At 41.2% G+C, this 16455-nt stretch carries 10 protein-coding genes; 5 read left to right on the forward strand and 5 right to left on the reverse strand.

The window, feature by feature from the left end:
- The first annotated feature begins 261 nt into the window (after positions 1 to 261).
- A complete protein-coding gene (locus AAC000_RS18300; RefSeq protein ID WP_339724745.1) occupies positions 262 to 978 on the forward strand; it encodes a GntR family transcriptional regulator in 717 nt (238 codons plus the stop codon).
- Between the two features lie 17 nt (positions 979 to 995).
- Here the strand turns inward: AAC000_RS18300 and AAC000_RS18305 are convergent, their stop codons facing one another.
- The 5 genes from AAC000_RS18305 to AAC000_RS18325 form a co-directional block, all read right to left on the reverse strand.
- Complete coding sequence (locus AAC000_RS18305; RefSeq protein WP_339724747.1) at positions 996 to 1961, reverse strand: Gfo/Idh/MocA family oxidoreductase; 966 nt, start codon at positions 1959 to 1961, stop codon at positions 996 to 998.
- Positions 1962 to 2036: 75 nt separating this feature from the next.
- Positions 2037 to 2579 carry a hypothetical protein gene (locus AAC000_RS18310; RefSeq protein ID WP_339724749.1) on the reverse strand — a complete coding sequence of 181 codons (543 nt, stop codon included), beginning with the start codon at positions 2577 to 2579 and terminating at the stop codon, positions 2037 to 2039.
- 91 nt (positions 2580 to 2670) lie between these two features.
- A complete protein-coding gene (locus AAC000_RS18315; RefSeq protein ID WP_339724751.1) occupies positions 2671 to 6486 on the reverse strand; it encodes a CBM35 domain-containing protein in 3816 nt (1271 codons plus the stop codon).
- A 216-nt stretch (positions 6487 to 6702) separates the two neighbouring features.
- Positions 6703 to 7794: an enolase C-terminal domain-like protein gene (locus AAC000_RS18320; protein WP_339724752.1), complete on the reverse strand. Its 1092-nt coding sequence runs from the start codon at positions 7792 to 7794 to the stop codon at positions 6703 to 6705.
- Positions 7795 to 7837: 43 nt separating this feature from the next.
- The gene (locus tag AAC000_RS18325) at positions 7838 to 8524 is read right to left on the reverse strand and encodes a GntR family transcriptional regulator (protein ID WP_215929711.1); all 687 of its coding nucleotides are present in this window, start codon (positions 8522 to 8524) and stop codon (positions 7838 to 7840) included.
- A gap of 344 nt (positions 8525 to 8868) precedes the next feature.
- Between AAC000_RS18325 and AAC000_RS18330 the strand changes: the two genes are divergently transcribed.
- The 4 genes from AAC000_RS18330 to AAC000_RS18345 all read left to right on the forward strand — a co-directional run bounded on the left by AAC000_RS18330 (position 8869) and on the right by AAC000_RS18345 (position 16454).
- Positions 8869 to 11622 (forward strand): TonB-dependent receptor, encoded by a 2754-nt coding sequence (locus AAC000_RS18330; RefSeq protein WP_339724754.1) that lies wholly within the window; start codon positions 8869 to 8871, stop codon positions 11620 to 11622.
- 169 nt (positions 11623 to 11791) lie between these two features.
- Complete coding sequence (locus AAC000_RS18335) at positions 11792 to 14242, forward strand: sodium/solute symporter (RefSeq protein ID WP_339724755.1); 2451 nt, start codon at positions 11792 to 11794, stop codon at positions 14240 to 14242.
- Positions 14243 to 14254: 12 nt separating this feature from the next.
- Positions 14255 to 15406, forward strand: coding sequence for an alpha-hydroxy acid oxidase (locus tag AAC000_RS18340; protein WP_339724757.1), 1152 nt, complete (start codon positions 14255 to 14257; stop codon positions 15404 to 15406).
- Between the two features lie 4 nt (positions 15407 to 15410).
- Positions 15411 to 16454: an aldo/keto reductase gene (locus AAC000_RS18345; protein ID WP_339724758.1), complete on the forward strand. Its 1044-nt coding sequence runs from the start codon at positions 15411 to 15413 to the stop codon at positions 16452 to 16454.
- The last annotated feature ends 1 nt before the right edge of the window (position 16455 follow it).

Consider the following 16455-nt stretch of genomic DNA (forward strand, 5'->3'; position numbering starts at 1 on the left):
CGACTTAATCCCTAATCTTTAAAGAATCCAATAAATGGTTTCAAAAACAAGGGCGTACTAGCTAAGTGTGATTTTCAATGGGCCTTTAAAAAACATCAGGCAGTATAGTGTTTCCCATTGGGAGTCTGGTAACATTGCACTCGGCATGGTGCGCTTAGATCCATTGTTTGTGGGTCGAAATGTTTAGACCTTGCCATTTTTTAGGAAAAGTACCACAAAGTTCAACAGATCCTTGATCTCGTTGCTGGAGAATTAACAAAAGTGGCAATAAAACAAAAAGAAAACGCTCAAGTATCGTTAGGCAAGGATGGGATAAAACCTACAGAAAACCGTGCAATATCCTTAAATAAGGCAGCATACGACAAAATTCTGCAATGGGTGTTTGATGGTAAATTAGCGCCCGGTGCGTTTATGTCACAGAGTGAACTATCCAAGTTAATGGATATTCCCATGCAGCCATTACGAGATGCATTACGTGTGCTTGAAAGCGAAAATATGCTCATTATTCACCCAAGATCAGGCATACAATTTAGAAAACCTGATTTGGAGTTTATACGTGCGACTTATCAATTCCGCTCTATCATTGAAAGTGCAGCGGCACGACACTTTGCACAATACGGTCAAGAAAGTGTGATTACAGATTTGATTAATGAACACCATCAATTAATCGAAAAATTAGCGAAAGAGGGAATTACTAAAGGTTTGTTAGAAGAAATTGAAGCCATAGAGTTGAAGTTTCACGGCACCATGATTTCAAGTTTAAAGAATGAGTTTGTTGAGGTGACTGCCACCCGCTTGAAATATTATATAAAACTTATTCAGCTAGAACATCATTTTACCCCTAATTTAGTTAAAAGCTCTTTGTTAGAGCATATTAAAATATTACAAGCCTGTTTAAATCGCGACCAAGAAGCCGCGTCACAAGGATTACTTTTACACTTTAAAGAAGCGCTGCATCGCCATATGCGATTGTTTTAACGCACCGATTAAGTCACTTAAAAAAGTGACGTAATTGTTTCTATCTGTTGTTGCAGTAGCAAACTAACAGAGTGGGGCATGATGGTATGCTCCTTTTGGTTATCGATAATCGCTGCACTGACTTGTTGTGCTTCGTGATGCAATCCCCAGCCAATTGAGTTGTCATTAAAGGCTTCAATTTTTTCATCAAGTTGGTACAAAGCACATGATTTCGCCCGCCAGAAATTTGGGATTTTGATATAGCCTTTATCACCTATTATTAACGCCGCATTTTGCAGTCGGCATTGAAAAGAGGTCGCCAATGAAAGTGTGATGTCATTGCAAGTTGCCAGTATGACTAAGTCATCTTCCACATTGTGAGGTGCAAAGTGAGTTTTAATGAGCACATCTTTAAGCTCACCAGGATTAAAATATTGCGCAATCGCAAGGGGATAAATTCCCATATCAAATAAGCAGCCACCCGCCAAATTAGGGTTATACATTCTCCCGTTGGGCTCGTAAGGCACTGAGTAACCAAAATCGGCCTTAATATGTTTTATGCTGCCAATACGGCCTTGTTCGATCCATTGCTTGGCTTGTGAAACCGCAGGAAGAAAATAGGTCCACATCGCTTCCATTAAGAATAAATTTTTCTGTTTCGCTAAGGCTGCAAGGGTTGTAAATTCGTCACTGCTTATGGTGATAGGTTTTTCACATAACACATGTTTATTTGCCATCAGGGCAGCATAGACATGTTGAAAATGAAAGTTATGAGGAGTGGCCACGTAAATGACATCTACTGAAGGGTCATCAAATAATGTTTGATAACCTTGATAGGCTTTCTCAATATTATGTTTATGTGCAAAGGCCACAGCATCTTCTCGCTTTCTGGCGGCGACAGCCGTGACTTTCGCATTTTTGACATGTGGCATATCGGTACAAAATTTATCTGCAATTGCGCCTGTACTGACAATTCCCCAGTTTACTATTCTAGATTGATTCAATGTCTGTTCCATCTTTTTTTATCAAAAAAATGAGCCATCATCTGAGTATCAATGGCTCATTTTAGTTGTTTATTATTACTTTTGTTTGGCGAGCAGTTTTTTTTGTATAGGTAATAGTAAAAAACCAAATAAAACGAGTAAACCTGTGGCAGGCGCCGGTACTGATACCGTTGGGGCATCAAGATCTGCTCCATTTGCATCAGCCAAATAGCTATCTGTTAATGCAAATTCAGGGCTGTAATTCTGCTGCGCTGTAAAGCTTACTTGGCCAAGGAAAAAGTTGCTTCCAGGCAAGTAAGTACTGTCCAACCAAAGCACAAAAACTTCGATAATATTATTATCGAAAAATGAAACATCCGCTGCCGGAAGAAATGCGCTATTGATCACCTCAGTACTAAAATCAAAGGAATCAAAAATAAGCGCGCTGCTATCAAAGTTCAAATTAAAGCCGAGTTCAGCTGTGTCTAAACTGACGTTTTCAAATGCTATATCCAGTAGTACAGTATCACCGATATTGTAGTTAAGCTGATCCGTACTTAATGTAATGGTTGTTGCCTGACTTTGTAGGCTGGCTAGGGTTAAAACTATAGTTGAGATGAATAGGGTTAATTTTTTCATGGTTGTTCCTAATTGTTGAATAAGTGATGACTCAATCTCTTTGTTGCTATTAAAAACAAGGTTGGCCTCAAAGTGCCAACCTTGTTTACTGTTATTCAGTCGCGCAAGCCGCTCGCGTACACAGCGACATAAAACCTCTAACATCTCTGCTAGATAACTGACCGTCATGAGTAAAGTCGTAACTTAAATCGCTGAGTGTTTGGGCGCGGATGTGTTGATAAAATAAATTAACATCATCCATATCTACGTCTTGATCAGCATCAAAGTCGCCAAAGACAGGCAGAGCTGAATCAAACTCAAGTTGGATATAATCTAGGTTAATCCAACCTGTATCATCTTCGTCTAGTTGAAATTTGATGGTATTAGTGCCGGCTTGTAAGGGAATTAAATCAGAGTTATCACTCCAGTTATCCCATTCAACTGTAGTGCTAAAGCTGCTTTGAACTGTGTCTTCATCGTTGACATACACGCTCAGGGTACGGTTGCCAGAAGGCCCAAAAGTGCCCATGGTGTAGCGGCTATTCAGGACATAAAAACCTGCAGTATCAAGATCAACCGTAAACTCGATTTTGTCACCAATGGTAATGATATTACCTACAAAGCCACTGCCATTATAGCCAGGGTGTTCGCTGCTGATACCGATTCTATTGCCGCTTATCGAGGCATCTTCGGCTTCGTATAGATTAGGTAAATCTATAGGGGTGTCATCGTCATCGTCATCATTATCATTAGTCAGGCCTAAATCGATAAGCAAGTAATCAAAATTAACCCAGCCTGTGTCGTCAGCATCAAGGCGGTAAAGGATAGTGTTTTCACCCGATTGTAAGCTTACGGTTTCAGTTTGATTGCTCCAACTATCCCATGTCCCTGTTGATGCAAAGCTACTTTGCAGAAGGTCAGTATCGTTCACCACTACACTCATGGTGCGTTCACCGGCAGGCCCATCTGCTCCCACGGCATAACGCATATCAAGGGTATATTCTCCGGCAATAGCCACATTCACTGTGAATGCAACTGAGTCACCTATGTCGTCAATCTCAGACACAAATCCAAAGCCACTGAATCCTTCATAACTATTATCAGATGTTGTGCCTGTTAGCGTTGCTTCTTCAGCTTCATATATTTTTGTGAGACTAAATTGATCTAGGTTGATTACGCCCGTGTCATCTGCATCAAGTTGCAATTTAATATCATTAGCACCAGGAAGTAAGGTAATAACGCTGCTACTTTCGCCCCATACATTCCATTCCCCAGTAGAGGTAAACATATGTTGTACTTGGTCGCTGCCGTTTACATACACACTCATAGTGCGAACGCCTTCAGGTCCATATAGTCCCATTGCGTAGCGAGGCGTTAAAATGTACTGGCCCGGGTCGATAACGTTCACACTGAACTGCACTGAGTCTCCAATGTTGAAAATATCGCCAACAAAGCCAGTACCTTCAAATCCAGCATGCTCAGTACTCACCTTAGCTGCGCCAAGCAAAATGCCATTTTCTGCTTGTTGGGTTAAGCTTTGATTAATGAGAGAAATATAATCGATGTTAATGCCTGAATCGTCACTGTCTTTTTGTAGCGTTAACGTTGCGCCTTCGGGAATATTAACCGACACCGCTTCAGTATTGCTGTAGGTGCGAGACCATCCGCCTGTTGCAGTAAAATTTAAATCTGCAGCATGTTCACCATCAACATAAATGCTATAGCTACCGGTGTTTTTCGAGGCATAAGTGACAAACAATGATGTTGCTGCGGCCATATTGGTAAATGTTACGCCCGAACCCGCAGTATGAATGTTTTCTATCCCAGCTCCGCCAGATGCATTACTGTCAGTAAAGACTGAACCACTGCCAAATAAGCTGCCACTTTCAGCTTCTAAAAGGGTGTAACCTGAAGAATCAATGAGGCCGGGTACATCTGGCGCATCAGGTATGCCGATTAATAGGTGAAGGTAGTCGTCTTCTAAACCACTGTTAGCAATAATATCTAATGCTTCTTGAGGCCAGTCAGCATCAGGCACTACTGTTAAATTAGTGATGGTCGAGTTGGGAGCACCAATTTGATAGGCCCCAGAGGTTGAGTAGATGTTGTCGTAATGATTATCACGTTTATCACGCCATTTGTTTAATTCAAAATTATCTTGTCCAGGGACAATTTCAAAAACCAAGTCATTGCCCGTGTAGTAAGCGGTGCCTTCATCGGGATGATAAACCCCTTGAAAAAACGTTGTGGGGGCTTTTACGTAGTTACCATTTGCTTCTGAGTTTGGTTGGCTACCCAATGTATAAAAGGCACCACCATCATGGAGATAGGTCATAACATCGTATACGTGATTGTTATTAAACTTGTTGTTGCGGGCAACCGTTGTTGGGTTGTCTGGTAGTGTTTCTACGGCGAAATTATTCCATCCCCAACCAAGACTGACACCTGAATATTTTGTTTTTTGAATTTGGTTATGTTCAATGGTTAAACCATCGGTAAAAAAAGCGGTTATAGCCGCATGTCCGTAGTAAATTTGTGTCACATCATAGATAAGGTTGTTTTTAACTAAAATATTTTGTACTACGCCTTCAACACCTATAGGGTATTTTTCGTAGGTGCCGCCGTCACCAATATAAACGTGTTGTGGGTGGGAAATGTTGATACCTGAGCCACCCATTCCGGTAATGGCATTACCCACAATTTGTGAATCAATAACGTCATTGGTGAAGTTAATTCCTTCATTACCTGCATTTTTAATTGCACCATCTTCAAAACTAATGGACTGTGCATTGTTAACGTTTATTGCACCATTTAGTACATCGTAGCCGGTGTATTTATCGTTGTGCCAGTTACCATCACTGTAAGATAATTTCCATGTTGCCGCTTGTACTGTTGATTTACCCGCTGAGCCTGCCACTTCCGGTAACTTAGCTTGGGTATTAGCAAAAGTAATACCGCTGAAAGTGATGTTTTTTATGCGATTGGCCGTAGAGTCACCCGCTAAGTTCAATATTGCATCGGTTTGTGGCGCGTAAACTTGGGCTGAATTCATATCAAGGCCATCATTGTAGTAATACAGAGTGTTACTACTACGATCCAAATAGAACTCGTTAGCTTCATCAAGAAATTCATAGGCATTAAACAAGGTATGGGTACCACTATTGCTGAACGCGCCCCAATTTTGGTTTTGTGCTATGGCTGCATAGGGTTGTGAAAACTTTAATACCCGCTCAGAACCTTCAATGACACTTTCACGAACAGTAACAAAGTTGGTATTCCAAGTGGTTTTGTTCATAATTTCTACATCTGACGCATTGGTCAGTGTAGGTATGTCACTGAGGTTATATCTGCCACCATCTGCCTCTGTGCCATTTATTCTCGCCCAGTCAGCTTGGCCAGCGGTAATTGTATAAGTTCCCCAGTCACCATTAGGCCTCGCATCGGTACTTGCCATATAGGCACGTTCACCATTGACGATTAAAGTACGTAATTTTTCATCACTGTTGAAAGTCGCTTTGTAAATATTGCCATCATGTTGAGTCCAGCCAGTGACCAGAGTTGCCCCGTTTAGCACAGGGGTTTCATCATTATATGCTTGGTAAACTACACGGTGACCATTAGTGCCTGAGTCGACAGACGTAAGGGTAATAGTATCCGTTATTGGGTAATTCCCGCCGCGAATGTTGACAAAAATATCGCCGGTCATGTCGCTATTTATGCTGCGTACTGCGTCTCGGGCTTTTTCAAGGGTTTTAAAAGGTGCAGACAATGTACCTGAGTTGTGAGTGTCGTCTCCTGTTGGAGAAACATAAAAATTCTGTTGTGTTGCACTAAAAACAGAGCTTGTAATGAGGCAAAGTCCTAGAACTGAGCCTTGAATTCCTCCTGTTTTTCTTACGGCATTTTTAGATTTGACGTTTTTTAACATAACCTTGCCTCTTGTTGTTTGTTGTTTGATATTTCAATGGTAGTAATTAAGATATCAGATGTAAAGGAAAAGTTATTTTAATGCTGGTTAAATGTTATGTGGATGTGGCGAGAGGTGAAAATGGAACAACAAATGTAACGCGGCTGGCAATAGAGCCAGCCTTTAGTAGATAAAAAACGCAATGAAATTAACTTAAGATAAGTGATTTAGTGAGCACTATGCACAAGAAGGGGTGAGCTCTTTTATGGCTAACTCAGATAATGTCAATCCATGACCAGAGACGTCTGGTAGTAGGATATATCCGTCTTTCACAGTAAAGGGTGTCTCGATGATATCATCCCAATTGAGCATAGAATGTTCAGTGTAGATCACCTCTGGTAAAGCCGATGCGATATGGGCGCCCATTTCCATTGGGGTATTGCCTAAAGCAATGGGAATACCTTTTTCAGCACATAACCAACCAATTTTTAAGGCGGCAGAAAAATCACCATGAATGTTGATAATGTCTGCTGCGTGGTTATCTACTAGGGCTTTCTTGCCACTTAGTGGTAAATATTCTCCTGCATTTAGGTAGGTGTCTTTGAGTCCTGCTTTGACTTCCTGCAGACCAGCAATATCATGCCTTAAAATAGGATCTTCGACCCAGAAAATGTCTAACCCTGCTTTTTCATAGGCGCGGATTTTGGCTATCGCTTCTTTGGGTGACCATGCTTCATTGGCATCTATCATCAGTAATTTGTCTTTACCAATAATGTCCGACACTAGCTGTAATCTTTTAATATCCCATGCTAAATCGGGATGCCCAATTTTAACTTTGTAACCAGAGAAATTGTGCTTAATGGCTTTTTCGTAAAAGCTTGTGACTTGTTGATCTGATAGATGAAAACACACGCCGCTACCATAAGCTTTGACTTGACTGCTATTACCGCCAAGTAGTTTATAAAGTGGTAAATCGGCTCGTTTAGCGGTTAAGTCCCACAAAGCTTGGTCTATAGCTTGATCTAAGTGATAAGGAAGCTGCTGAATATTTCCTCCTCTTGGCCTAGATATCTTATGGATCAAGGCTTCTGGTGGCTGCCCAAGTATCCCGTCTAAACGGCTAGATTCTAATAGTGTTCTGATAACTTTAGCTTCTGGCAAAGGCGCCGTGAGAGATTGAAAAAAGCCTAATCCAGATTGTCCATTAGCATCAAATAGCTCTAATGCGCCAATCCATACCTTACTTGAAGCGATTTGAGAATCACCAATGACCCTGTCTCGCGGGTAATCAAAGCAATGTATGCGGATATTATTTATATTAGAAGTCATAGTATTCCTGTTTTGTAATGTGACTTGTATAGCAGCGCAATGTCTAAAAACCCCATAGACCCATTGCTCTTTTGATTGACTTAGCTAAGTGATCATCTAAACACTCAAGTGCTTTTAGTTGGTCTCTTGCCGCTATAGCGTCAATTAATTCAATATGCTCTTTAATGGAGCTTGAAATCATTTCTTGGGAGGCTAAATCAAGGCGATCTAAGCGAGTCAGCCTTATTAAGTCTTCGTTCGCCAAGTAAGATTTAGTAATAATTTGGTTATCTAAAGATAAAATAAATTGTTTGTGTAATTCAGAGTCCAACTGGGCTAACTCTGATTGCCCGTTTGTCTGGCTAGATGGGGTTGAAATAGCCCGTTGCAGTTCAATATGCCGAGTTTTGAAACTTTGAATTTCTTCATCGGAAACAGAGCGTATATAGGATTTTAATCCTTCTCTTTCGAGAATGACTCTTAGCTGATAGGTGTTTCTGGTGAGTGCAAAGTCGGTATCTATAATTTGTATACCACTTCTAGGGAAAACAATAATGAGTCCTTCTGACTCCAATTTGTTTATTGCAACCTTAATTGGACTGATAGCCATGTTAAGAATTTTCGCAAGTACACCTTGTGTATAAGTCTTTCCTCTTACTATGTTGCCACTTAGTATGCCTTCCTTAAGCTTATTATAGGCATCTTCACTTAGCTGTAACTTATTGTCAGATATATTAACTGTTGCACTCATTATTTTGCCTTCGACTCTCACTGATATTATTTTTAATCATCTAAGCTATTGATTATTATGGTGTAATCAATGATTTTTGATTTTTATTACTATCGAGTATGCAGTGATATTTCACATATTTGTTAGTCATGTGATAAATTATCCACTACGTTTTGTTTAATTGAACGTTTTCATTTAATGCTATGAGATATCAAAAGTCAATATTAATCAGAGATTAACAGGTTGTTAAAAATATTAACGAATATTGTTGATATTTCAAAAAGCCCATGTAATATTTAATCCCTAGGTTGAGGTTGGTGATTGATATCGGTATCTCAACGTAAAAACAATAATGGGAACTAAACATGAAATTTAACAAATCAATACTAGCAACAGCGATAACATCTGGGCTGCTTTTTGCTCAATTCAATGCAAGTGCACAAGAAACTCAAAGCGACAATGAAACGGAAGTGATTGAAGTGAGAGGCGGGATTAGAGGCAGCATTATAAATTCGCAAAATTTAAAACGCAGCTCTCAAGGTGTGGTTGATGCAATTACCAGCGAAGACCTAGGTAAATTTACTGATGACAATATAGGCGCAGCAATAGCACGCATACCCGGCGTGCAGATCCAGCGCAATGATAACGGTATAGGCGGCGATCGCGCTTCAATTAGAGGTATGGGTCCCTTATTTGTCAGTACCACTGTAAATGGCCGTACTCCTCTATCCCACGGTGACGAAGGTATTGGCAATATTCGCCAGTTTAACCTTGATGTTATTCCTACAGAAATTATTAGTGGCGTAGTCGTACGTAAAATGCCAACAGCCTCAACAATTGAAGGCGGGATTGGTGGTTCGGTTGAGCTACAAACTATGGAGCCATTAAAAGCCCATAGCTTATATAAGAACAATGAAAACTTTGGTGGTGCAGTAACAGTCTCTGCTGTTAATGACAGCCTAACTGAAGATTGGTCACCTAAATTTTCTGGGGTATTTGGCGCCCGCAACGACGATAATACCCTAGCAGGTTATGTTGCGATTGTGACATCAGATGCTGATTATTCGGTAGATGAGGCTTATACCCGAGCGCAAGAGCGAGACATTCAAATAGATACCAACGGTGATGGTATTGCCGATAGAGTAGAACAAGATGTCATTTCCCATAGCCGGATTACCATGAACGCTATTCGCGGCAGTAAAGAGCGCGAGTCAGTCTCCTATGGTCTTGAATGGCAAGCAAAAGACGATTTAAAGTTTGGTGTTAATGGCTATACCTCTACTTATGATGTTTATTCACAGCGCCCCACTGTAGATTTATTCTTTGATTACAATGGTGTATTTGATGAGAGTGCCATATCAATCGAAAATAATTTCGTGCAATCAATTGATGGTTCTGGTGTGACCAACCCAGGAGGCGACTTTAAAGTAGAAAACTTTGATTTGTTGTTCGACAACTTATCTGAAAACAATGTAATTGGTTTTAACGCTGAGTACGGTGCTTATAGCGACTTTAGCTTAAAGGCAGATATTTCTTACTCAAGTGTTAAATTTGTGCAAGATTTACGTTTAGGCATTATGGGCGCTTATGGACTGGATCCAAGTGACTTCCGTTTTGATGGAAGCGGTGATCTGCCATCATTTACCTATGGTAGTGAAGTAAACGATCCTAATTCATATGTCAGTGTGGGCTTTTTTGGTCGCGACCGTCGAGGCAGCAACGAGCAGTTAGCCATAAAGTTAGATGCTGAATGGGTGCTTGAAGATGGTATGAAGATCAAAGCAGGTGTTCGCCAGGCAGATACTGAAATTGACGTGCGTGAAACCGGGCGTTTTACCTTGATATGGGACGATGCTGATTTAGCAGCGGCATCTTTCACTGGTAACTTAACCGAGCCTTTGTTTCCCGGTTCAGGTATTGGATTTAATCAATTTCTAGAGCCTGATTACGATGCGCAAGCAGCCGTGTTCCCTGACATTTTTAACGAAAGAGCATCATCCTCAGCCGTAAATGGTTCATTGCTAAATGCAGACGACAGCACGGGGTTACCTTTAGACAAAGCCAATTCATTCGTGGTGGAAGAAAAGACAACAGCTTTTTACGTCCAAGCAGATATGGAAGGTGAGGTAGATGATAAGCTCTTTTCCGCCAATATGGGGGTGCGCTTAGTAGCGACTGATCGTACCGTTTATGGTTTTCAAACCACTCGTATCGTGAATTCCTTAAACGCCATTGTTGATGAGTTGGGTTACATAGGTGCGCAAGCAGACAGTACTGATTTCCAGTTTTTGCCTAGTGCAAACTTTATGCTTGAGTTAACAGAAAATACTCAGTGGCGTGTCGGTTTTGCAAAAACCATGTCGCAACCTGAATATACTGATTTAAAAGTAAACGGTTCAGTTAACTTACAAGATACAAGCTATGTTGGTTATGACTCCACTATCAATTCAACCGCTGAAATTGGTAACGCTGACTTAAATCCCTACACAGCATGGTCATTTGACACAACACTTGAATACTATACAGAAGAAGGCAGCGCTTTATTTGCCAGTCTTTTCTATAAAGACGTATCTGACTTTGTGCTCACTGAAGCGCGCAGCGATGTGGCAATAGATGGCTACGACCAATTGTTCGATACCACTCAGCCAATTAACGTGGCAAAAGGTCAAGTGTATGGGCTTGAACTTGGCGGCAATATTGTCTTTGGTGATTTTGGTCTTCAAGCGAACTACACCTTCGTTGACTCAGAATTTGAAAACCCAGATAACAATCCTTTGTTAGAACATGGTTTCCCTGGCGCATCTAAACATAACTTCAATGCTATTGCTTATTACGAAACTGAGGTGTTTTCAGCGCGTTTAGCATACATTTACCGAGATGATTATTTCCAAGCATTAGGTGGCGGTTTTGACCGTGCTAACCAGCCAGCGTTTGGAGAAGGTTCAGGGCAACTTGATATGAACTTCTCATATACGGTTATGGAGAATGTTGATCTGAGTTTAAATATCATCAATTTAACCGAAGAAGATGCTCGTAACTACATTAACGAAAGTAGCAACTTCCGTGACTATGTCACTAGACCTAGAACTGCAGTCGTGAGTGTTCGTGCTGCTTTCTAAGTTTTAAGCAGTGTAGATCGATAGGAAAATGACGCTAATTTTTTAGCGTCATTTTGTGTTTTTTAATATACAAATCAATATGGTTGAAAATGCAGTGCTCCATTCAATAGACTTTTACGTAATCGGGATCTATGTATTCCTCCTTTTAGCAATCGGTTTATTTGTCTCTATGAGACAAGCAAAGAATGCAAGCTTATTCGTTGGCGACAAAAGTGTCGGTTTTGCGAGTATTGGTATGTCGATATGGGGAACCAATATCGGTCCTTCTTTTCTGATTGCTAGTTTTGGGGCCGCCTATAGTTCAGGTATGTTAATCGCCAACTTCGAATGGTTTGCTTGGATATTTTTATTGATTTTAGGCATGGTTTTTACGCCTTTTTACCTCAAATCAAATGTGACCACTATACCGCAAATCATCAAACGTAGATTTGGCGACGGCATGTATCGCTTATTGTCTATTTACTCACTAATCACAATAGTAATCATATGGTTAGGTAGCGGCTTATACGTCGGTGGATTGTTGTTTTCTCAGTTTACAGGATGGGAGTTGTGGCAATCGGTATTATTACTGCTGATTATTGCAACCAGCTTTACTATTGTAGGAGGCTTAGCGGCAGTCATAGCAACGGATGCATTTCAAACTGTTTTAATGATTGTTGGTATGGCCGCGTTAACATTAATTGGCCTTTATGAAGTGGGGGGCATTGATGGATTGATGGCTAAAGCGCCCGCAGAATATTGGCGTCTAATTGATTTTGACTCAGAAAGTGTACCTTGGATGTCCTTTGTATTGGGCTATCCGATAATGGGGGTGTGGTTTTGGTGTACAGACCAAACCATAGTGCAAAGAGTGTTTGCCTCAAAAGATGTGCCTACTGCGCAAAAAGGCATTTTACTGGCTGCTGTATTGAAAATACTTCCGCCTTTTATTTTTATCCTGCCCGGTATTATTTTCTATGTATTACAACCTGGTATAGATAATACCGATGGTGCCTTTATCGCCATGGTATCTGAGTACATGCCGATTGGGTTTAGAGGGCTAATGATCGCGGTACTAATGGCAGCGTTAATTAGTACTCTAGATTCAGGACTCAATTCATTCAGTACTATTTTTACCTTAGACATTTATCAACCCATGATTAAAAAGGGTAAAGAGCTTTCAGGCAAAGAAGTCAGGTTAATTGGACGAATTGTCACATTAGCGGCCAGTGCTTTAGCCTTTGTTTGGGCTTTAGCAATGGAAGGAATGGCGACAAATTTATTTGAAATATTCCAAACACTTATTGCTTTTCTTGCTCCACCGTTAACTACGTTATTTTTAGTTGGATTACTTTGGAAACGCGTAACAACTGCAGGCGCCACTTATGGTTTTGTGCTTGGTTGTATTACCTGTATGACAGTGGGTATTTGTAGCATAAATGGACAGACTTTTGGCTTATTTGAACAATGGCCACATTTTTTAAACCTAACATTTATATTATTTATTGTGACTTCTGCGATTACGATTGGTATTTCGTTAGTCACGAAACACTCTGCCGATGAAGAGTTTTTACCTAAGTTTAAAGACGTAGCCAATACCGACTCGAGCCAAAATAAGTCAATTTGGAAAGGCTGGTTGATATTAGCCATTGTTATGGTTGGGTTGTATGCTGGCTTTGAGTATTTGGCTAGAAATGCCGGCAACACCTCAGACATACCCTCAAGCTTACCAACAGAATTATCGTCAAGCCCTACGACAAGCTCATCGACAAAAAAAACAGCAAGTCATAGTGAACCTCTAACCACAAACACTGATGGCCTAGGGGCGCCTGAAGTGAATGTGTATCGAGGAGAAACGCCAACCTTTGATGGGTTCATTGATCAAAATGAATATCAAGATGCCACTATGTTAACAGGCGTTGAAAATTGGAATCCGCAGTTCTCTGCCGTATCCGACCCAAAAGACTTATCTGGCACAGTGTGGATCAAACATGATGGCGAATACCTATATTTTGCTTTCGATATTGTGGATAACCTTATGTATGGCGTAGATACCCCCCGTTGGTTGCCCCAAGAAAACCCAAATGCCCATGAGTTAACCAGAGAAGGCTTTCCTTGGTTTGGGGATGGCGTGGAAGTATTGATTAACGCTAAAAATAGCTTTAGCCAAGAAGATGGCGAGTTAAATAAAGGCAATGGTCATAGTTGGCAAATGGTTGTGAGTACTCATAAGTCGCGATTAGGTGGTTTAGGTGTGGCCGGTTTATTGGAAGGGGAAGAACGTTCAATGTTATCTGCTTGGAACAATTACCAAAAGTGGATACTCAACAAAGACATGGAAGCGAAAGTACAGATTAAACCTGATGCTAAAGGTTATACAGTGGAGTGGCGCATTCGCCCTGATCCTTGTTTAGAGATCTCCCCTGGAGAGTTTTGGTCAGCCGATTTGCCAGTCACTAAAATGGGCTTAAATTTAGCCGTTGCTGATTTAGATAATGAAAACGAGGGAGCCGGTAACTGGGGCAATTTTTGGCATGAGAACTGGTGGTCGGGTGAAAGAGACAAACGCACTTGGTTAAAACAATGGGGCACTATGGTGTTGCATGGCAAAACTCAACCCATTTCCACGCAAGATATTTAGGAGCAAGTTGTAATGAAAGATTTTTTTGATCCTAGATACCCAGATATCAGCGATCTGCGAGCAAAAGCCCAAAAACGCATACCCAATTTTGCGTTTGATTACCTAGAGGGGGGCTGCATGGAAGAGATAAGTGTCGCCCGAAATCGTAGCGATGTTGCCGCGGTGCAATTACGTAGTCAATTATTAACACCTTTTGATAAAAGTCATTTAGAAGTAGAGTTATTTGGCCACACCTATAGCGCGCCTTTTGGTATTGCGCCCATTGGTCTACAAGGTTTGATGTGGCCTAAGGCGCCGGAAATATTAGCCAAATCCGCTGCCGATAAAAACATTCCTTATGTACTAAGCACAGTGTCATCTGCCAGCTTAGAATCCATAGCTGAAATCTCCCAAGGCAAGGCTTGGTATCAACTCTACAATCCAACAGATAACAGTATTCGCGAAGATTTGTTAAACAGAATTAAGCAAGCTGGCTATCCGGTGCTGGTGGTCACTGTTGATGTGCCCACCTTCGGGTTTAGGCCAAGAGATATTAAAAATGGTTTAGCCATGCCCCCTAATATGACAGTAAAAAATATCCTACAAATGTTGGCTAAACCCAGTTGGCTATGGGAAACCGCTTTGGCGGGTAAACCCGAAATGCAAACCTTAAAACCTTATATGCCAAAAGACATGCCGATGGATCAACTGGCCGCATTTATGAACAAGACTGTTATGGGCCGTGTCGATATTGAAGGCTTAAAGCCCATTCGTGATATGTGGCAAGGTCCTTTAGTGATTAAAGGCTTAATTAATCCCCAAGATGTGAAATTGGCCATAGAGCTGGGTGCCGATGGCGTGGTGATTTCCAATCATGGTGGTCGCCAATTGGATGCCGGTGAGTCGCCAATAAAACCCTTACAGGGGATCGCCAAAAAGTACCGTTCGGATATTAAAATTTTTATGGACAGTGGCTTGCGCAGCGGTACCAACATTGCTGCTTCTTTGGCTTCTGGTGCCGACTTTACCTTTTTAGGACGTCCTTTTGTGTATGGCGTGGGGGCATTGGGCAAAAAAGGCGGCTATCACACTATCAATACGTTAATGATGCAGCTTACACAAATAATGAACCAATTAGGTTGTTCAAAAGTGGCAGATTTACCTCAGTATCTTGTCGAGGAATAACACTGTGTCTATTGCTAATAAGATCACTAAAAAAACCATTGGTCAGACGCAATTAAAGGTCTCCAGTTTAGGATTTGGTGCTGCATCCTTAGGGAATTTATATAAGGCAATAAGCGATGAAGAAGCCAGTCGCACTTTACACGCGGCTATAAGCCAAGGCATTAATTTATTTGATACTGCCCCCCGTTATGGACTGGGTTTAAGTGAGCGACGGGTAGGAGATGTTTTACGCACTATAGGCGCAGATGAGTATGTGCTTTCTACTAAAGTCGGCCGAGTGTTAACGCCAGATGTGAACGCAGATACCAGTCAGCTTAGGTATGGCTTTGATACCCCTATGCCTTTTGATGCGCATTATGACTATAGCTACGACGGCATTATGCGTTCGTATTTTGATAGTTTGCAGCGTTTAGGTTTAGCAAAAATTGATATTTTATTAGTGCACGATATTGGTTTTGATACTCATGGCGAAAAGGATGACTATTATTTTGAGCAGTTTCAAACCAGTGGCTATCGGGCATTAGAAGAGTTGCGTCAACAGGGGTTAATAAAAGCGGTAGGATTGGGAGTGAATGAAACCGCTATTTGTGAGCGTGTGATGGAGCTTGGCCAATTTGATTGTTTTTTATTAGCGGGTCGTTATTCCCTGCTCGAACAAGATGCTTTATCGAGTTTTTTACCTAAATGTGAAGCACACGGCGCGTCGATTATTTTGGGTGGCCCCTATAACTCAGGCATATTAGCCACAGGTGTTAAAGGGCCTGATACACCTATATACAATTATGAACCAGCGCCAGCAAATATAGTAAAAAAAGTAGCACGCATTGAAGAGGTTTGTGCAGAATTTAATGTGTCATTAGCGGCGGCTGCTTTGCAGTTTCCATTAGCCCACCCAGCGGTTGCTACAGTGATCCCCGGAATAGACAGTGCAGACAGGGCAATTAAAACCAGTCAGTTGTTTTCAGAACAGATACCAATGCAGTTTTGGCAAACCTTAAAGCAACAACAGCTGATAAGACAAGATGCGCCTGTGCCTGGTGAGGTTTGAA

This window comes from uncultured Paraglaciecola sp. (genome assembly GCF_963977085.1).
Lineage (GTDB): Bacteria > Pseudomonadota > Gammaproteobacteria > Enterobacterales > Alteromonadaceae > Paraglaciecola.

Coding starts and splice junctions, on each gene's coding strand:
- AAC000_RS18310 (WP_339724749.1), bottom strand. CDS start 2,579: ATGAAAAAATTAACCCTATTCATCTCAACTATAGTTTTAACCCTAGCC.
- AAC000_RS18315 (WP_339724751.1), bottom strand. CDS start 6,486: ATGTTAAAAAACGTCAAATCTAAAAATGCCGTAAGAAAAACAGGAGGA.
- AAC000_RS18320 (WP_339724752.1), bottom strand. CDS start 7,794: ATGACTTCTAATATAAATAATATCCGCATACATTGCTTTGATTACCCG.
- AAC000_RS18325 (WP_215929711.1), bottom strand. CDS start 8,524: ATGAGTGCAACAGTTAATATATCTGACAATAAGTTACAGCTAAGTGAA.
- AAC000_RS18330 (WP_339724754.1), top strand. CDS start 8,869: ATGAAATTTAACAAATCAATACTAGCAACAGCGATAACATCTGGGCTG.
- AAC000_RS18335 (WP_339724755.1), top strand. CDS start 11,792: ATGAGACAAGCAAAGAATGCAAGCTTATTCGTTGGCGACAAAAGTGTC.
- AAC000_RS18340 (WP_339724757.1), top strand. CDS start 14,255: ATGAAAGATTTTTTTGATCCTAGATACCCAGATATCAGCGATCTGCGA.